Origin of the sequence: Micrococcus luteus, assembly GCF_022664405.1 — a bacterium.
In the GTDB taxonomy this organism is placed as follows: Bacteria; Actinomycetota; Actinomycetes; order Actinomycetales; family Micrococcaceae; genus Micrococcus; species Micrococcus luteus.
Genome location: NZ_JAKRLB010000008.1, coordinates 21,967 through 39,634, shown reverse-complemented (window position 1 = coordinate 39,634; position 17,668 = coordinate 21,967). Strand labels below are relative to the sequence as shown.

Genomic DNA, 17,668 nt, shown 5'->3' with positions numbered 1-17,668 from the left:
CCCGCGGCGGGGACGGGAACCCCACCGGCCGCAACCCCCTCCGCGGCTCCGGCCGCCCCCGGGCGGACGCCGCCGTCGGGGATCGCCGTCCGGCGCGCCACCCAGAGCCCATCGGACGACGCCAGGATCCCCGTGCGCGTGGACTATCCGGCCATCGGGGCCACGCTGAGCGTGGTCTCGGTCGGGGTCACGGAAGACGGGGCGATGGAGCTGCCCGACGACAGCTCCGTCGGCGGCTGGTACCGCCACGGCTCGGCCCCCGGGGATCCTGAGGGGACGGCGGTGATCGCCTCCCATTCGGGTTCACCGCGCAATCCCGTGGGGGCCCTCTACGGGCTGCGGCAGGCCGCGGTCGGCGACGAGGTCACCGTCACGGATGCGGCGGGGACCGCCCGGCGCTATCGGGTGGCCTCCACCCAGAGTCTGGGGAAGGGCGAGCTGGACCTGTCCCCGTACTTCCGCCGGGACGGCGCCGCCGAGCTCGTCCTCATCACCTGCGGCGGCGAATGGCTGCCGGACGAGCGGGACTACACGGAGAACATCGTGACCATCGCCACTCCCGTCGAGGGCTGACCGGTAGCCTGTCGGAAGGTCTGGCCTGAATCGGGCCGCGCCGCGCCGACGCAGCACACCGCGGGAGAGGAGTCCCATGTTTGAGGACGACGGGCTCGACCGCCGCTTCGCCGCGGGGGAGGCCGTCGCCGTGCGCGAGGCGTACGAGCGCCACGGTCGCCTGGTCTTCTCCCTGTGTCTCGCCGCGCTGCGCAGCCGGGAGGACGCCGAGGACGCCGCCCAGCAGGTGTTCACGCGGGCGTGGCGCTCGCGGGACACCTACGATCCCGCCCGGCCGCTCGGCGGGTGGCTGACGGGCATCACCCGTCGCGTCATCGCCGACATGTTCGCCGGCCGTGCTCGTGAGGCGCGGAAGATGGAGGCGGAGGTCGTCCACCTCCCCCGCGCCGAGGGCGCGGAGGACGCGGTCAGCGACACCGTGGTGGCCGCCGTCGTCGTGCATGACGCCCTCGCTCTGTTGGGTCCGCCCCAGGACGAGGTGCTGCGCCTCGCCTTCCTGGAGGACCTGGCGCACCAGCAGATCGCCGAGCGCCTCGACATGCCGCTCGGCACTGTCCGTTCCCACATCCACCGCGGCCTGGCCGCACTGAGAAGCCGTCTGGAGGCCGCCGATGCCCGAGCGTGAGCATCCCCGCGGCCGACAGCCCGCGGAGGAGATCTCCGACCTCGCCGTCCGGCTGCACGAGCGCGTGCGCGGCGACGGCGGCCCGCTCGCCGCGCCCGCCGACGTCGCGGCGTCGCTCCATCCGGAGGACGCGGCCGAGCTGGAGGCCATCCTGCGTGTGCTGGCCGCCCTCGACGGCCCCGCCCCGGACCTGGCCGACCCGCCGCCGCACCTGTGGGGGCGGATCGCCGCTGAGCTGGGACCCGAGACGGAGGCCGTGGCTCACGACGGGCCACTGCAGGGGGAGGCCACGGGCGAGGATGTCGCGCCCGACGGCGTCGCGCCCGTCCGTCCGATCGGCTCGGGTCCGTCCGCTGCCCGCGGCCGCTGGTGGCCGGTCGCCGCGGCGGCGGCCGCCGGGCTCGTCATCGGCGGCGGGGCCGTGGGTGCCGCCCTGGGCGGCGGCCCCTGGCAGGGCGGGGCCCCGGAGGCCGGGAAGCCCGCGACGACGTCGCCCGCGCCGCCGACGCGCGGGACGGACGCTCCCGGCCAGGGGGGTGAGCCGGGCGGCGGCGACGACCTCATCGGCACCGCCGTCATGGCGTCCGTGACCACCGACGGATCGCCGGCCCGCGCCGAGATGACGCGTGCCGCCGACGGGGAGATGCAACTGGCCGTGCATGTGCCCCAGGTGCCCGCCCCCGAGGACGGCTACCTGGAGGTCTGGATCCGCGACGATGCCGCCAGCCGCATGATCTCGCTGGGCACGGTGACCCGCCAGGACACGACGCTGACCGTCCCGGAGGGCGTCGACCTGGCGTCCTACCCCGTGCTGGACGTCTCGCATGAGCACTTCGACGGCGACCCGTCCCACTCGACGCTCTCCCTGTGGGTCGGTGAGATGCACCGGACCACCTGACGAGCCCTGAGATACGACGAGCCCTGCGCAGTGGGGCCTATCGGTACTGGATAGGCACCACTGCGCAGGGCTCGTCGCTTCTGTCCCAGGCTCAGCCGAAGTGCTTCGGCAGGGTGGCCTCCCAGGCCTCGCGCAGCTCCGCGATCGGCAGGGTGAAGGCGTCCTGGACCTCGAGGGCCGCGGAGTCGGCGTCCACCACGCCGATGCGCACGGCCGCGTAGCCGCGGGCCGTGGTCATGTCCGTGAACCGGACCTCCTCGGTGCGGGGCACGGCCACGACGGCGCGCGCCTGCGTCTCCGAGAACAGCGCGGTGAACAGGTCCACGCCGTCGCGGCGCAGCACCTCGTCCAGCACCACGCGGGCGCCCACGCCGAAGCGCAGCACCATCTCGGACAGGGTGGCCGCGAGGCCGCCGCCGGAGACGTCGTGGGCGGCGTCGATCATGCCGTCCCGGGACATGTTGACCAGCAGCTCGCCGAGCAGGCGCTCCTTCTTCAGGTCGACCTTCGGGGGCAGGCCGCCGAGGTGGCCGCGCAGGCGCGCGAACTCGGAGCCGTCCAGCTCGTCCCCGGTCTCGCCCAGCAGGTAGATCGCCTGGCCGTCCGCGTCCGGGGCGAAGCCGGACGGGGTGCGGCGCAGGACGTCGTCGAGCTGGCCGAGCACCGCCACCGTGGGGGTGGGGTGGATCGGGGTGCTGCCCGTCTGGTTGTACAGGGACACGTTGCCGCCGGTCACCGGGATGCCGAGGGTCTGGCAGCCGTCCGCCAGGCCGCGCACGGCCTCCGCGAACTGCCACATCACGTCCGGGTCCTCGGGGGAGCCGAAGTTCAGGCAGTCGGAGACGGCCAGGGGCACGGCCCCGGCGGTGGTGACGTTGCGGTACGCCTCCGCCAGGGAGGCCTGCGCGCCCGTGTACGGGTCCAGGTAGGTGAACCGGTCGTTGCAGTCCGTGGCCAGGGCCACGCCCATGCCGGTCTCCTCGTCCACGCGCACCACGCCCGCGTCGTCCGGGGCCGCCAGGGCGGTGTTGCCGCGGACGTAGCGGTCGTACTGGCGGGTGATCCAGGAGGTGTCCGCCAGGTTCGGGGAGCTCATCAGCTCCACGACGGCGGCGCGCAGCTCCTCGCCCGTGGCGGGCAGGTGCTGACCGGCCTCGGAGGAGCGGAACGTGTCCGCCTGGAGCTCGTCCTGCCAGGCCGGACGCGCGTACGGGCGCTCGTAGACCGGGCCGTCGTGGGCCACGGTGCGCGGGTCCACGTCGACGATGACCTCGCCGTCCCAGGTGATGATCAGGCGGCCGTCACCGGTGACCTCGCCCAGCCACGAGTACTCGACGTCCCACGTGGCCATGACGGCCTCGAACGCGGCGACGTTCTCCGGCGTCACCACGGCCATCATGCGCTCCTGCGACTCGGACATGAGGATCTCGCCCGGGGTCAGCGTGGAGTCGCGCAGCAGCACGTCCGTCAGCTCCACGCGCATGCCGCCCTCGCCGTTGGACGCGAGCTCGGAGGTGGCGCAGGAGATGCCGGCGGCGCCGAGGTCCTGGATGCCCTCGACGAGGGAGTCGCGGAACAGCTCGAGGCAGCACTCGATGAGCACCTTCTCGGAGAAGGGGTCACCGACCTGCACCGAGGGGCGCTTGGCGGGCTTGCCGTCGCCGTCGAAGGACTCGGAGGCCAGCACGGAGGCGCCGCCGATGCCGTCACCGCCGGTGCGGGCACCGAACAGGACCACCTTGTTGCCCACGCCGGAGGCGTTGGCCAGGCGCAGGTCCTCGTGCTTGAGCACGCCCACGGCGAGGGCGTTGACGAGCGGGTTGCCCTGGTAGATCGGGTCGAAGCGGGTCTCGCCGCCGATGTTCGGCAGGCCCAGGGAGTTGCCGTAGCCGCCGATGCCGGCCACCACGCCGTGGAACACGCGGGCGGTGTCCGGGTGGTCAATCGCGCCGAAGCGCAGCGGGTCCATCACGGCCACCGGGCGGGCGCCCATGGAGATGATGTCGCGCACGATGCCGCCGATGCCCGTGGCCGCGCCCTGATAGGGCTCCACGTAGGAGGGCGAGTTGTGGGACTCGACCTTGAACGTCACGGCCCAGCCGTCACCGAGGTCGGTCACACCGGCGTTCTCGCCGATGCCCACCATCATGTGCTGCTTCATCTCATCGGTGAGCTTCTCGCCGAACTGGCGCAGGTGCACCTTCGAGGACTTGTACGAGCAGTGCTCGGACCACATGACCGAGTACATGGCCAGCTCGGCCGCGGTGGGGCGGCGGCCGAGGATCTTCTTGATCTCGGCGTACTCGTTCTCCTTCAGGCCCAGCTCGGCCCAGGGCTGCTCGACGTCCGGCGTCGCCTGGGCGTCCGCGACCGTCTCGATGTTGAACTGCTGGCTCATGCATGGCCTCCACGGCTGGCGAGGGTGGTCAGGACGGAGGTGAAGAAGCCGAGGCCGTCCACGCCGGAGCGGGGGCCGGCGGCGGTGTCCGGGCCGAAGCCCGGCTCCACGGCGTGCTCCGGGTGCGGCATCAGGCCGACGACGTTGCCGGCCGGGTTCGCGATGCCCGCGATGTCCCGGCGCGAGCCGTTCGGGTTCCAGCCCTGATAGCGGAACACCACGCGGCCCTCGGCCTCGAGGGCGTCGAGGGTCGTCTCGTCCGCCACGTACTGGCCGTCCTGGTTCTTCAGGGGCACGGTGATGGTCTGGCCCTGCTCGAAGTCGCGGGTCCACACGGTGTCCGCGCTCTCCACGACCAGCTCCTGGTCGCGGCAGATGAAGTGCAGGTGGTCGTTCTTGATCATCGAGCCCGGCAGCAGGTGTGACTCGGTGAGGATCTGGAAGCCGTTGCAGATGCCGAGCACCGGCAGGCCGTCCGCCTCGCCCTCGGGGCCGCCGGCCGCCGTCGCCACCGCGTCCATCATGGGGGCGAAGCGCGCGATCGCGCCGGCGCGCAGGTAGTCGCCGTAGGAGAAGCCGCCCGGGATCACGACGGCGTCCACGCCGGCGAGCGTCCGCTGCGGGTCCGCGTCGGCGTGCCACAGGGAGACGGGCTCGGCGCCGGCGAGGCGGACGGCGCGCAGCGCGTCCACGTCGTCCAGGGTGCCGGGGAAGGTGATGACGCCGATGCGCGCGCCGCTGAGCGGCGTCGCCGGCGTCGAGTAGTCGCCGATGAGGGGGAGCTCGGTCATCGGGCGCCCTCGGCCTCGTCCAGGACGGCCACGTTCACGACGTCCTCGATGACGGGGTTGGACAGCATCTCCTCGGCGGCCGTGCGCGCCTGGGCGAGGATCTCGTCGGTGACCTCGCCCTCCACGGTGAGCTCGAAGCGCTTGCCCTGGCGGACCTGGCTGAACTCGGTGAAGCCGAGGCGGGGCAGGGCCCCGTTGATCGCCTTGCCCTGCGGATCGAGGATCTCGGGCTTGGGCATGACGTCGACGACGATGATGGGCATGAACACGCTCCTGGGTGCGGGACGATGCCGCGGAGCAGGACGGTGTAGATGCCGTCTCACGCCCGGCCCGGGGCGCTCCGCGTGCTTGCCCGTCCAGTCTACTCGGCCGCCTGGACGCGGGATCGTGGGTGTGATGGGGGCGGCACGCGGCAGCCGGCCCGGCGTAGCCTGGCGGCATGAGACCTCAGCAGACCCGTGTGTCCCCGCTCGGTCGACGTCGGCCGATCAGCCCGCTCGGCCCCGCGCTGCTCGCCGCGGCGGCCGGCGTCGTGCTGACGGGAGTGCGCCGCATCAAGGCCCGGTCCGCCCGGCGTCGCGCGACCGGACGCCCGCGCCGGTGACCCGCCCCGAGCCCTGCCCCTGCGGGTCCGGAGCCGGGCTCGCGGCGTGCTGCGGTCGCCTGCACGCGCGTTTCGCCCAGGACGGCGCCCTGACCGCGCCCACCGCCGAGGCGCTCATGCGCTCCCGGTACACGGCGTTCGCGCGGCTGGGCGAGGCCGGGCCGGCAGAGGCGCAGGCGATGGCCGACTACCTCGCCGCGACCTGGGCTCCCGAGCACCGGCCCACCGCGGCCGAGCTGCTGCCGGCCGCGGGGGAACAGGCGCCGCGGTTCACCCGCCTGGCGGTGCTGGACGTGCGGGACGGCGGGCCGTTCCAGGACGCCGGGACCGTGGAGTTCGTGGCCGTCGGCACGGGGGCCGAGGGGCGGTTCCGACTCCATGAGGTCAGCCGGTTCCGCCGTGAGGACGGGATCTGGCGCTACGTGGACGGCGACGTGCGCTGAGGCCGGGGCCGCGCGTCGGACGGCGGCCGGCGGTGCCGCGTCAGAAGGCGGAGAAGATCCCGGCGCCCACGCTGAGGACCAGGCCCAGGATGGCGATCCACGCCACCAGGGTGACGATCGGGCGGGGTCGACGCGGGGCGTCGTCGTGCCATTCCACGCCCTCCAGCTCCGGAGGGGTGTGCAGCTCTCGATCCATGACCCCAGCCTCTCACGCCCCACGCCGCCCCGGGCCCAACGCGGGTTGACTTGTCACGGGTGCTGGGCGCCTGGACCCGCGACAACTCAACCCGCGTTGCCGTCCGGGGTGAACAGGTCCTCGATCCGCCGCCCGAACACGGCCGCGAGGCGGAAGGCGAGCGGGAGCGAGGGGTCGTAGCGGCCCTTCTCGAGAGAGATGACGGTCTGCCGGGAGACGCCGAGCTCGTCGGCGAGCCGCTGCTGCGACCAGCCGAGGCGGGCACGCTCGTCGGGGATGGTGTTCTCCACGGCTCAGCCCCGGCGCTTCTGGAGCGCGTAGCGGACGGCCACCGAGGCGCCCGCGAAGAGGAGCAGCCCGGCGCCCACGAGGGGGAGGCTGGGCTGCCACCCCGCCAGGGCGACGACGAACGTGCCCAGGCCCAGCACCACGAGCAGGTCGCCGAACGCGCCGGACTGCGCCTTCTCGAGCCACCGGCCTTCGATGGTCTCCTCGGTGTCCCGGACGGCGCCGCGCAGGGTGGTGCGGTCCACGAGGAACAGCCAGGCGAGGGCTGCGCCGACCGGGAGCGCCGACGCCGCCATGACCGCGCCCGTGACCGCCGGGAAGCGGGGACCGGCGTCGCCCTGGCTCGAGGCCAGACCGTAGGACGCGGCCCCGATCAGCAGGGCGATGACGACGCCGGCCACGAGGCTGACGAGGATCAGTCGCCCGGACCCGCCGCCCAGACGGGCGGAGCGGCCCCAGCGGGGGCGGCGGTCGCGGGCGAGGTCGGTGGTGGTGTGCGGCGTGGTGGCCATGGCGGTCCCTCCGGGGCGGGGCCGGGGTTTGTCCCCGTCGTGTGAAGCAAGCTTGACAGTAAAGAGAGTTTGACGTCAAGTCTGCTTGACGGTGGCCCGACAGGGCGGCGGCGGAGCTGGGCCTCGCCGTGGACGCCTCCACCGCCGCCCACGATGCTGGCCGCATGGCCTTCGAGGTGCACCCGCTCACCGCCGACCGCTTCGACGACTTCGCGCACGTCGTCAACCCGAACCGCCGCGCCACGCACTGCTGGTGCCTGTCCCCCCGGCTCTCAGCGCCGCAGAGGCACGCGCCCGGCGACCCCCGCGAGGACACCATGCGGGCGCTCGCTGCGGGGGAGCCTGCGCCCGGCGTCGTCGGTACTCGGACGGCGAGCCCGTCGCGTGGTGCAGCATCAGCCCGCGCAGCGCGATCCCGCGGCTCGTGATGCGACACATCCGCGGGTGACCCGGCCCTCCGCCGTCCGTCCGCCCGTCCGGCCAACGCGGGTTGACTTGTCGCGGGTCTGGGCGGTGAATACCCGTGACAAGTCAACCCGCCTTGCCCGGGGTGCCGCGCCCTTGGCTCGCGTGGAGTCGTCCCCGCCCGCCCCGGCCCGTTCCTGAGGAGCCGCCATGTCCCTCCGTCTCTCTCACACCACGTGGGACGCGCTGGACCCCCACGCCATCGCCGAGTTCTGGCGCGCGCTGCTCGGCTGGGAGGTCGACGAGCCTCACCTCTACCGCCCGGGGTCGGACGAGTGCTCACTCGTCGGCCCTGACGGGCAGGTCGTCCTCTTCTTCCGCGTCCCGGACGCCAAGCGCGTGAAGAACCGCGCCCACATGGACCTGCGCGCGGCCGCCGGCTCGACGCGCGACGCCGAGATCGAGCGGGCGCTCGCCCTCGGCGCCGCGATGGTCGACGACCGCCGCGTCGACCTCGGCTGGGCCGTCCTCGCCGACCCCGAGGGCAACGAGTTCTGCATCCTCGACGGCTGAGCCGACCCCACGACGGCCCGGCGTCTCCGCGGGGGAGTCGCCGGGCCGTCGGGGCGGACCGGGTACCGGGTGCCCGGGCCGTCCGCGGCGGCGGTGGTGTGGCGGGAGTGGTTAGTGGTCATGGGGCCCTCCTGTGGTCGATGCCCTGGGCCGGTGGCCCGGCCCGCCTCGGAGGCTCTGTGGGGGCCGTCCGACCGGACGTTGTGAAGCAAGCTTGACAGTCAAGTGACCTTGTCGTCAAGGGAGCTTGACGCCGGGGCCCGCGCGAACTCCTCCCACGTCGTGGGCGGGGTCAGCCCGAGCCAGGCAGGCTCGAGACGGAACCCGAGGGCCGCGTTCATCCGCAGGGACGCCGCGTTGGACTCGGCGCCGCCGGTTCCCCACTCGCGCCCACCGCGGGCATGGGTCGCCAGGACGGTCGCCGCCTTGACGGCCTTCGCCACGCCACGGTTCTCGTGCTCGGCCGCGACCGCGGTGCGGTCGACCTCCCACCGGGCAGGGGAGCGGAACGTCAGGGTGAATCCGATGAGCACGCCTCCCTCGAAGGCCCCCACGGCGAGCCCCTCTGGGGTGGACAGTCGGGCCTCGAGGTCGTCCGGCAGCGGCTCGTGACGGGAGCCGTCGGTGTGCGGGAATCGGGGAGCCGCTTCCTCGTCGAGGGCGCGCAGGGCAGGCAGGTCGACGGCGGTCAGTCTCCGCACCTCGATTCCCCGCGCTTCGGCCGCCGCGATGTGGCCACGGTAGGGCGCCAGGTCGGCGTCGTCGTCGAGGTGGAGGCGCGCGCCCCAGGAGCGGGATCGCACGCTCCACCCGGCGTCGAGCAGCGCAGCGGCCTCGGCCGAGTCTTCGCGGTGCACGCGGGCGTCCGCCCGTGGGTCGGTCACGGGGGTGAGCATCGAGCACGGGATGTGCCCGGAGGCGGCCCCGCCCGGATAGACGTGCGGGAACTCGGCCGAGTGGGGATCGGAGGGGTCTCCCGGCTCGCGCCGCACCCGCAGGCCGGCCCCCGCCAGTTCGTCCTCGTCCAGGCCGACGACGAACGCGTCGGGCCGGTCCGGGTAGATCGCCGCGCCGACGACTCCTACCTGGGCGGCGTCGTCGGAGGCGTGGAGGAAGCCGACGTCGTCGATCGAGGCGCCGCGCGTCGACGCCGTGTAGCGGCCGGTGCGACGCGCGGCGGCCCAGTCCTCCGGGAGGGTGATGTGCAGGATCATGGCGCGAGGCTATCGGCCTCGGCGTCGACGCCACCCCTCCGGCTGCCCATCGCGGGTTGAGTTATCGGGGGTGTGGGGCGGCGGCACCCGCGACAACCCAACCAGCGTTGCAGGGCCTCCCCGGGCATGACGACGGCCCGGCGTCTCCGCGGGGGAGTCGCCGGGCCGTGGGGGCGGACCGGGTACCGGGTGACCGGGTCGTCAGTCCTCCAGGAAGGCCTCGACGTCCGGGGTCACCGCGCGGGAGTCGATCAGCTGACGCTCGATCGCGTCGTGGGTGATCCGGTTGGCCTCGCGCACGGCGTCGGTGCGCATCGAGATCTTGATGTCGCCCTTGTGCGTCGGGGTCCCGGCCACCTGGACCGGCTGGGTCTCGAGCGGCAGCGGGACGGCGTCGCACAGCGACTTCTCGGCCGGCTGGGCGCCGGTCAGGAAGTAGTCACGGATGGGCGCGTCCACGCACTCGGTGCGGTACGGGAACAGGCCGTGGGTGCCCTCGTTGTCCACGGAGATCAGGGACGTGTTGCGCAGCACGCCGGCGGCGCGGTGGCCGCCCTCGTACGGGGTCGCCGCGTCCAGCTCGGACTGCACGATCACGGTGTTCGGGGCGCCCTTGCCACCGGGCTGGGCGGGCATGGAGGTCTGGGCGGGCCAGTACATGCACTCCGACGGGCCCATCAGCACACCGATCCACGGGGCCTTGCGGCCGAGGTCGTCCACCCACGAGGTCCAGTATCCCTGCGAGGTGTTCCACTGGCCGTCCTGGCAGCGGATCGCCGAGAACGCGCCCTCGAAGGTGACGGCGTCACCGGCCTGGGTGGCGGCGACGAGCTGCTCGCGCTCGCCCACGGTCTCCAGGCCGCGGGCGGCGAAGCGGTCGAAGGAGTCGCGCTCCTCGGCCGGCAGCGACGCACGGGCCTCGGCCAGGATGCGCTCGATCTGGGTGCGCTGCCCCGCGGGGTCCGTGGCCGCGGCCTCGGACTCCATGATGCGGATGTAGGCGGCGATGACGGACCCGGCGTCGAGGTACTGGGACGTGTCGTACATGGCCGGCAGCAGGAACGAGCCGGCGACGATCATGCCGAGCTGGGTGCGGGTGCCGCCCACGTCCTCCCAGCGCTGCCGGATCTGCATCGGGTTGTCCCCGAGGCCGAAGATCTCGTCGTGCCGGGCCACGTAGGGGAGCATCGCGTCCTGGAACTGGCGGTCGCGGGAGCGCGGCTGCAGGTCCCAGGTGGTCTGGAGCCCGTCGCGGGAGATGTCGACGGCGGAGTCCAGCAGGAACCGGTGCGTGTGCTGGGGGAAGACGCGCTGGTACCAGCTGCCCAGCCAGGTGCCGTACGAGTAGCCGATGTAGGAGGTCTTCTCCTCGCCCAGGACGGCGCGGATGAAGTCCATGTCGTACACGGTCTGCTCGGTGGTGATGTAGGGGGTGAGCTCGTTCTCGAGGCACGCGTCGACCTGGGCCTTCGTGTCCTGCCACACGTCGTGCTCGGGGTTCGGCGTGTAGGTGCACTCCAGGGCGGTGGACTGGCCCACGCCGCGGGGGTCGAAGCCGATGAAGTCGTACTGCTCGGCGAGCTCCGGGGCGCGCTCGGCCATGGCGGGGCCCCAGGGCAGGCCGGAGCCGCCCGGGCCGCCGGGGTTCACCAGTGCGATGCCCTGGCGCTCCGGGTTGCCCTTCGAGGTCTCGGTCTTGGCCACGCGCAGGGTGATGGTGTGGCCGTCCTCGGGGTTCTTCCAGTCCCGCGGCACCGTGACGTCGGCGCACGCGGTGCCGGGGATCGCGTTGAACCGGGCGTTGAGGCGCTCGCTGCCGAAGTCGCAGGCCTCCCAGTCCAGCGTCTGGCCCACGAGGTGCGGCGCGAGCGCGGCGGCGTCGTTGACCTTGTTGCCGCGCGTGGCGGAGAGGTCGTTGGAGCGGGCCTGACCCTGCGATGCGGACCCGTTGCCGTTGCCGTTGCCGTTGCCGTTGCCGGGCGCGGAGAGCGCGGGGGCGGCGGCCGTGACGGCGAGCGAGACGGCCGCGACGGCGGCGGCGAGCGTGGTGCGGCGGCGAGCTGGAACGGTTCTGGTCACGTCAGGTCCTCGAGTCGTTCGGTGCGGAGAGGGCCGGGGCGGTCACCGGATGACGCGAGTGATGCGCCTCACAGCCTGTGTGGAAGCCATCGTAATCATGGACGCGCGCTGGACGTCCACTCCGTGTCCGGCCGGGCCCCGGGGGCCGCCCCCGCGGCCGCGTCCAGCACCGCCAGCAGCCGCACCCGCAGCGACTGGCCCCGCGCGGCGAACTCGCGCTGTCGCCGCGCGTACTCGGCACGCCCGGCCGGCTCCTCGATCCGCACGGCCGCGTAGCCGCCGCGCCCGTCGGAGAGGTCGTCCACTCCGGTCAGGTCGTACGGCGAGGCCTCCATGTCCAGCCGGCGGATGTCCCACGCGAGGTCGAAGCAGTCCGCGAGCAGGTCCGAGTCGACCACCGGCACCAGCTTGTACGACCACTTGTACAGGTCCATCCCCGCGTGCAGGCAGCCGGGCTGCTCCATCTCCCGCATCCCGGCGCGCGTGGGCAGGACGCCGTCGTCGCCCTCGTTGCGGTCGCGGGCCTCGGGCGCGAAGAACCGGAACGCGTCGAAGTGCGTGCACCGGATCCGCGAGCCCTCCACCACCGCGTCCGTCCCCTCGGCCCCGAGCCGCAGCGGCAGCTGGGAGTGCCGCACCCCGTGCACGTCCGAGCGGTACGCCATCGCCCACTCGTGCAGCCCGAAGCAGCCCAGGCGCGGCGCCCGCTCCGCCGTGCGCGCGAGCAGTTCCCGCGTGAACGCCACCCCTGACGCGCGGTCGGCGAGCACCGCCGCCACGTCCACCAGCCAGCCGCCCACCGGGCGGCCGTCGACGACGGCGCCCGCCACCTCAGCGGCCTCGACGCGCCGGTAGTGCTTCCACTCGCCCCGTGGGGTCGCGCCCAGCTCGGCCGCCTCGGCGCGGGCCGCGGCGCCGTCGTCGTCCGCGAGGAGGACCCCGGGCCCGGGGTGCCAGCGCTGCAGTGCGGCGGGGGAGTGCGTGTAGTAGCCGAAGAGGAAGTCCTGCACCGGGTGCTTCTCGCCCCGCATCCGCAGGGCCACCAGCGGGTCCGTGCGTCGGGCGATGCGCTCGCGGTGCGCCCGCGCGTGGGCCCGCCACACGTCGGCGGGCAGGGCGACGACGGCGGTCGGCGGGGTCTCGGCGGGCGTGGGGGCGGTGCGTGGCTCGGGCATGGCCCCACCATCCTCCCCCGTGGCGCTCCTCGGGAGCGAACGGGTCCGCGACGCCGACGCGGGGAGTGTGCTCCGGCGGTCCTTATTCGACGGTCCTGGACGTTGCCTGGCAAAGATCTGGTCAAACGCCCTACCGGACGGTAGATTGCACATGTCTCGCTGTGGTGCCCATCACATGGGCGCCGATCTCCCCGTCCCCCGGCGTCATCCCCGCCGGCGTGCCACGGGTGAGAGCTGGGCGGACCTTGATGAGAAAGGCGGAGGCAATGCCTCAGAACCCCACCCCTGCCCGACGCCGTCGGGCCCTGGCCGCGGCCGTCGCCGGCGCGAGCCTCGTGGCCGCTCCCGCGTTCGCGGTGTCGGCCACCGCCGTCGAACTGCCCGACGGCAGCACCGTCTCCAGCCCGCAGGGCGAGGTGCAGGTCCAGCAGCAGTTCGAGGACGGCCGCTACTTCGTGGTCCTGAAGGACCAGCCGTCGGTGACCGCCCCCGAGGCCGGCGCCGTTCCGGGCGCCGCCCCGAAGGCGAAGTTCGACCCCTCGCACCCGCGCGTGAAGAACTACGAGGCCAAGCTCCAGCGCCAGCAGGCGAAGGTCGCGAAGGCCCACGGCGCCAAGGCCGAGATCTCCTTCCAGCGCGCCGTGAACGCGTTCGTCGCCGAGCTGACCGCCGAGGAGGCCCAGGCGATCGCGAAGGACCCGGCCGTGCTCGGCGTCGCACCGGACGAGCAGGTGGCCCCGGACTACAGCTCCACCGAGTTCCTCGGCCTGCCCGGCAAGAAGGGCACCTGGAAGTCCGTGTACGGCAAGGCCGAGAACGCGGGCAAGGGCGTGGTGGTCGGCGTCATCGACTCCGGCATCCACCCGGACAACCCGTTCATCGACGGTCAGCCCGTCCAGCCGCTCAAGGGCAAGGCCAAGGTCGGCGTGCCGTACCGCACCGCGGACGGCCAGATCGCCGTGCTCAAGGCGGACGGCACCACCGCCACGGCCGAGTGCGAGACCGGCCCGGACTTCCCGGCGTCGTCGTGCGACTCCAAGCTGATCGGCGCCTACGCCTTCTCGGAGGACTTCGAGCGCTTCGTCCCGGTGGACGAGCGGGCCCCGGAGGAGCGCATCTCCCCGCTGGGCGTGTTCTCCCACGGCACCCACGTGGCCACCACCATCCTCGGCAACACCGGGGTGGAGCAGACCATCGACGACGACTCCTTCGGCGAGGGCGCGGGCGTGGCCCCGGCCGCCCACCTGATCTCCTACAAGATCTGCTGGGAGGACACCGACCCGGACACCGGCGGCTGCTACACCTCCGCCTCCGTGGCCGCCGTCGAGCAGGCCATCGAGAACAACGTGGACGTGCTGAACTACTCGATCTCCGGCTCCAACACCTCGATCGTGGACCCGGTGGCCATGGCCTTCAAGTCCGCCGCCGAGGCCGGCATCTTCGTGGCCGCCTCCGGCGGCAACTCCGGCCCCGGCCCGAACACCGTGAACCACGGCTCCCCGTGGCTGACCACCGTGGCCGCGGAGACGTTCTCCAACGAGCTCACCGCCACCGTGCAGTTCTCCGACGGCACGCAGCTCCGGGGCGCCTCCTCGGCCCGCACCGGCGTGGGCCCGGCCGAGGTCATCCACGCGTCCGAGGTCGCCGCCGGCGACGCCGAGGCCGCGCGTCTCTGCCTGCCCGGCGGACTCACCGAGGAGGCCGCCGACAAGATCGTGCTCTGCGAGCGCGGCGGGAACGCCCGCACCGAGAAGTCGCAGGTGGTGGAGGAGGCCGGCGGCGTCGGCATGATCCTCGTGAACACCCCGTCCGGCTCGCTGGACGCGGACATCCACGCGGTGCCGACCGTGCACATGAACGACAACGGCGTGATCGAGAAGGTGAAGTCCTCCGACCTCACCGCCACGGTCGTCCCGGGCGACACCACCGGCCTGCCGGAGGACCCGCTGCCCCAGATCGCCGGCTTCTCCTCCCGCGGCCCGGCCAACGCCGTGAACCAGGAGCTCCTGAAGCCCGACCTCGCCGCCCCCGGTGTGAACGTGATCGCCGGCGTCTCCCCGCTGGACCCCGACTACCACGGCAACACGTTCGGCCTGATGTCCGGCACGTCCATGGCCTCGCCGAACCTGGCCGGCATGGCCACGCTGCTGATCGGCAAGTACCCGGCCTGGTCCCCGATGGCCGTGAAGTCCGCCCTCATGACCACCGCCGGCGACGTGTACAACGCCGACGGCACCGTGAACACGGACAACTTCGCCACGGGTGCCGGCTCCGCCGATCCGGCCGCCGCCGCCCGTCCGGGCCTGGTCTACGACTCCGGCAAGGAGCAGTGGGACGCGCTGCTGCGCGGCGACATCGCCGGCCGTGACGTGAACGTCCCGTCCCTGGCGATCCCCGACGTCGTCGGCTCGGCCACCGTGACCCGCACCGTGACCGCCCTGGAGAACGGCCGCTGGCGGTTCTCTGCGAACGTGCCCGGCTTCGAGGTGACCGCCTCCCCGGCCGTGCTGGACCTGAAGGCCGGCCAGTCCGCCGACGTCGAGCTGACCGTCACCCGCACCGACGCCGCGGTGAACACCTGGACCCACGGCTCCATGTCCTGGACCACCGCCAAGGGCAAGGCCGTCCCGGAGGTGACCTCCCCGGTCACCGTCAAGGCGAAGTCCGCGACCGTCACCTCCGCCGTCGAGGGCTCCGGCGCCACCGGCTCCGCCGACGTGGAGATCACCCCCGGCGTGACCGGTGAGCTGACCCCGCAGGTCCTGGGCCTGGGCAAGGTGGACTCCACCGTGGCCGCCGCCATCGCGAGCAACTCGCTCGAGTCCAGCGCACTGGCCGTGTCCACGGTGACCGTGGAGGAGGGCACCAAGTCCCTGGTGGCCTCGATCAACGCGGGCGCCGCCGGCGCCGACTGGGACCTGTACGTGATCACCCCCGAGGGCAAGCAGCTCTCCCGGGCGACCGCGGACGAGTCCGAGACGCTGACGATCGCGAACCCCGTCCCGGGCGCCTACACCGTGGTCGGCCACCTGTACGCGGCCAACGGCGGCAAGGACACCGGCACCCTCGAGACGCTGAAGCTGCGCGAGGACGCCGGCAACCTCACCGTCTCCCCGAACCCGGTCCCCGTGACCTCGGGCAAGGCCACCGAGGCGACCCTCTCCTGGTCCGGCCTGACCTCGGGCACTTGGAAGGGACTCGTCACCTGGGACGCGGGCATCACGACCGACGTGACCGTCCAGGTCCCGTGACCGCCCACCCCCTCCGTCCTCGCTGACGGAACGGGAGGGACCCCCGCACGACGCCGGCCCCGCACCTTCACGCTGAAGGTGCGGGGCCGGCGTCGTGGTGGGCGGGGGAGGGTGGAAGCGCCCCGCCCCCTCGCTTTCGAACGTGGGATAGGCCCTATCTCACGTTCGAAAGCGTCCATTCGCCCCATTTCACGTTCAAAAGTCGCCCGGGCGGTGGGGCAGCGGCGGGTGCGGCGTCAGCGGCCGGTGCCGCCGTAGACCGTGGCCTCCTCCTCGGCGTCGAGGCCGAAGGCGGCGTGCACGGCGCGGACGGCGTCGTCGAGCTTGCTCTCGGCGGTGACCACGGAGATGCGGATCTCCGAGGTGGAGATGAGGTCCACGTTCACGCCGGCGTCGGCGAGGGCCTTGAAGAAGGTGGCGGAGACGCCCGGGTTGGAGCGCATGCCCGCGCCGATCAGCGAGAGCTTGCCGATCTCCGGGTCCGAGACGATGTCCTGGAAGCCGATCCGGTCCTGGGCGGCGCGCAGGGCGGCCATGGCGTCCTTGCCCTCCACGATCGGCAGGGTGAAGGAGATGTCCGTGCGACCCGAGCCCTCGCGGGAGATGTTCTGCACGATCATGTCGATGTTCACGTTGGACACGGCGATCACGCGGAAGATCTCGGCGGCCTTGCCGGGCACGTCGGGGACGCCGACGATCGTGACCTTGCCCTCGGAGCGGTCGTGGGCGACGCCGGAGACGATGGGCTGTTCCATGGGAGCGCCTTCCTGAAGGGTGATGGTGTCGTTCGGGTCGGGCATGATCCAGGTGCCCTCATGGTCGGAGAAGGAGGAGCGCACGTGCAGCGGCACGCCGAAGCGGCGCGCGTACTCCACGGAGCGCAGGTGCAGCACCTTGGATCCGGAGGCCGCCATCTCGAGGGTCTCCTCGGAGGAGAGCTCGGTGAGCTTGCGGGCGGTCGGTACGACGCGCGGGTCCGCCGAGTAGACGCCGTCCACGTCCGTGTAGATCTCGCACACGTCCGCGCCGAGCGCGGCGGCGAGGGCGACGGCGGTGGTGTCCGAGCCGCCGCGGCCCATGGTGGTGATGTCCTTGGACTCGGGGCTCATGCCCTGGAACCCGGCCACGATGGCCACGCGGCCGGCGTCGAGGGCCTCCTGCACGCGGTGGGGGTTGACCTTGACGATCCGGGCCCGGCCGTACGAGGTGTCCGTCAGCATGCCGGCCTGGGAGCCGGTGTAGGAGCGGGCCTCGACGCCCTCGGCGTGGATCGCCATCGCCAGCAGGGACATGGAGATGCGCTCGCCGGCCGAGAGCAGGATGTCCATCTCGCGCGCGGGCGCGTCCTGCGTGAGCTCGGCGGCGAGGTCGAGCAGCTCGTCCGTGGTGTCGCCCATGGCCGAGACCACGACGCACACGCGGTTCCCGGCCCGTACCGTGTCCGCGATGCGGCGGGCCACGCGCTGGATGCCGGCGGCGTCGGCCACGGAGGAGCCGCCGAACTTCTGGACGATGAGACTCATGGGTCGCTCCGGACAGGGTCGAGGGTCGGTTCGGGCCAAGTCTAGGGGCGCGCACCCGCGCGGGTCCGCCAGGTGAACCCCTGTTCCGGATGCTGGACCCGGCGCCCGCCGCAGGCCGGG

Annotated in this window: 17 protein-coding genes; 7 read left to right on the top strand and 10 right to left on the bottom strand. The window is 73.1% G+C overall.

Annotation, left to right across the window (positions count from 1 at the left end):
- Positions 1 to 138: 138 nt before the first annotated feature.
- From MF605_RS05200 to MF605_RS05190, 3 genes are all read left to right on the top strand, one after another.
- The gene (locus MF605_RS05200) at positions 139 to 573 is read left to right on the top strand and encodes a class F sortase (protein ID WP_158604212.1); all 435 of its coding nucleotides are present in this window, start codon (positions 139 to 141) and stop codon (positions 571 to 573) included.
- A 76-nt stretch (positions 574 to 649) separates the two neighbouring features.
- Positions 650 to 1,198, top strand: coding sequence for an RNA polymerase sigma factor (locus MF605_RS05195; RefSeq protein ID WP_049148010.1), 549 nt, complete (start codon positions 650 to 652; stop codon positions 1,196 to 1,198).
- Positions 1,185 to 2,096, top strand: coding sequence for an anti-sigma factor domain-containing protein (locus MF605_RS05190; RefSeq protein WP_134416775.1), 912 nt, complete (start codon positions 1,185 to 1,187; stop codon positions 2,094 to 2,096). Before MF605_RS05195 ends, MF605_RS05190 begins: the two co-directional genes overlap by 14 nt.
- Before the next feature lie 91 nt (positions 2,097 to 2,187).
- Here the strand turns inward: MF605_RS05190 and purL are convergent, their stop codons facing one another.
- Genes purL through purS form a run of 3 tightly spaced genes read right to left on the bottom strand, consistent with a single transcriptional unit; the run spans position 2,188 to position 5,548 of the window.
- A complete protein-coding gene (gene purL / locus MF605_RS05185) occupies positions 2,188 to 4,494 on the bottom strand; it encodes a phosphoribosylformylglycinamidine synthase subunit PurL (RefSeq protein WP_134416773.1) in 2,307 nt (768 codons plus the stop codon).
- Positions 4,491 to 5,285 carry a phosphoribosylformylglycinamidine synthase subunit PurQ gene (purQ, locus tag MF605_RS05180; RefSeq protein WP_134416771.1) on the bottom strand — a complete coding sequence of 265 codons (795 nt, stop codon included), beginning with the start codon at positions 5,283 to 5,285 and terminating at the stop codon, positions 4,491 to 4,493. Before purQ ends, purL begins: the two co-directional genes overlap by 4 nt.
- Positions 5,282 to 5,548: a phosphoribosylformylglycinamidine synthase subunit PurS gene (purS, locus tag MF605_RS05175; RefSeq protein ID WP_002856633.1), complete on the bottom strand. Its 267-nt coding sequence runs from the start codon at positions 5,546 to 5,548 to the stop codon at positions 5,282 to 5,284. Before purS ends, purQ begins: the two co-directional genes overlap by 4 nt.
- A 176-nt stretch (positions 5,549 to 5,724) precedes the next feature.
- On the opposite strand from purS, the gene MF605_RS05170 reads away from it, so the two are divergent.
- Both MF605_RS05170 and MF605_RS05165 read left to right on the top strand, forming a co-directional pair.
- Positions 5,725 to 5,889 (top strand): hypothetical protein, encoded by a 165-nt coding sequence (locus tag MF605_RS05170; protein ID WP_155395521.1) that lies wholly within the window; start codon positions 5,725 to 5,727, stop codon positions 5,887 to 5,889.
- Positions 5,886 to 6,332 (top strand): YchJ family protein, encoded by a 447-nt coding sequence (locus MF605_RS05165; RefSeq protein WP_115165468.1) that lies wholly within the window; start codon positions 5,886 to 5,888, stop codon positions 6,330 to 6,332. The genes MF605_RS05170 and MF605_RS05165 overlap by 4 nt, the downstream gene beginning before the upstream one ends.
- Positions 6,333 to 6,372: 40 nt before the next feature.
- On the opposite strand, the gene MF605_RS05160 is transcribed toward MF605_RS05165, so the two are convergent.
- From MF605_RS05160 to MF605_RS05150, 3 genes are all read right to left on the bottom strand, one after another.
- Entirely contained in the window at positions 6,373 to 6,528 is a 156-nt protein-coding gene (locus MF605_RS05160) for a hypothetical protein (protein ID WP_166795264.1), read from the bottom strand.
- A gap of 86 nt (positions 6,529 to 6,614) precedes the next feature.
- On the bottom strand, positions 6,615 to 6,818 hold the full coding sequence (locus MF605_RS05155) for a helix-turn-helix transcriptional regulator (RefSeq protein WP_002856639.1): 204 nt from the start codon (positions 6,816 to 6,818) through the stop codon (positions 6,615 to 6,617).
- Between the two features lie 3 nt (positions 6,819 to 6,821).
- Positions 6,822 to 7,328, bottom strand: a complete 507-nt coding sequence (locus MF605_RS05150; RefSeq protein ID WP_020621444.1) for a hypothetical protein — start codon at positions 7,326 to 7,328, stop codon at positions 6,822 to 6,824.
- Positions 7,329 to 7,943: 615 nt separating this feature from the next.
- Here MF605_RS05150 and MF605_RS05145 point away from each other — a divergent pair.
- The gene (locus MF605_RS05145; protein ID WP_020621445.1) at positions 7,944 to 8,306 is read left to right on the top strand and encodes a VOC family protein; all 363 of its coding nucleotides are present in this window, start codon (positions 7,944 to 7,946) and stop codon (positions 8,304 to 8,306) included.
- Between the two features lie 221 nt (positions 8,307 to 8,527).
- Here MF605_RS05145 and MF605_RS05140 read toward each other — a convergent pair whose 3' ends face one another.
- The 3 genes from MF605_RS05140 to MF605_RS05130 all read right to left on the bottom strand — a co-directional run bounded on the left by MF605_RS05140 (position 8,528) and on the right by MF605_RS05130 (position 12,774).
- Entirely contained in the window at positions 8,528 to 9,520 is a 993-nt protein-coding gene (locus MF605_RS05140; protein ID WP_134416769.1) for a GNAT family N-acetyltransferase, read from the bottom strand.
- Between the two features lie 201 nt (positions 9,521 to 9,721).
- A complete protein-coding gene (locus tag MF605_RS05135) occupies positions 9,722 to 11,599 on the bottom strand; it encodes an alpha/beta hydrolase (RefSeq protein ID WP_078025403.1) in 1,878 nt (625 codons plus the stop codon).
- Positions 11,600 to 11,694: 95 nt separating this feature from the next.
- On the bottom strand, positions 11,695 to 12,774 hold the full coding sequence (locus MF605_RS05130) for a 3-methyladenine DNA glycosylase (protein ID WP_134416767.1): 1,080 nt from the start codon (positions 12,772 to 12,774) through the stop codon (positions 11,695 to 11,697).
- Positions 12,775 to 13,040: 266 nt separating this feature from the next.
- Here MF605_RS05130 and MF605_RS05125 point away from each other — a divergent pair, with 266 nt between their 5' ends.
- Positions 13,041 to 16,025, top strand: a complete 2,985-nt coding sequence (locus MF605_RS05125; RefSeq protein ID WP_134416765.1) for a S8 family serine peptidase — start codon at positions 13,041 to 13,043, stop codon at positions 16,023 to 16,025.
- A 236-nt stretch (positions 16,026 to 16,261) separates the two neighbouring features.
- Here the strand turns inward: MF605_RS05125 and MF605_RS05120 are convergent, their stop codons facing one another.
- On the bottom strand, positions 16,262 to 17,548 hold the full coding sequence (locus tag MF605_RS05120; RefSeq protein ID WP_078025400.1) for an aspartate kinase: 1,287 nt from the start codon (positions 17,546 to 17,548) through the stop codon (positions 16,262 to 16,264).
- Positions 17,549 to 17,668: the final 120 nt, after the last annotated feature.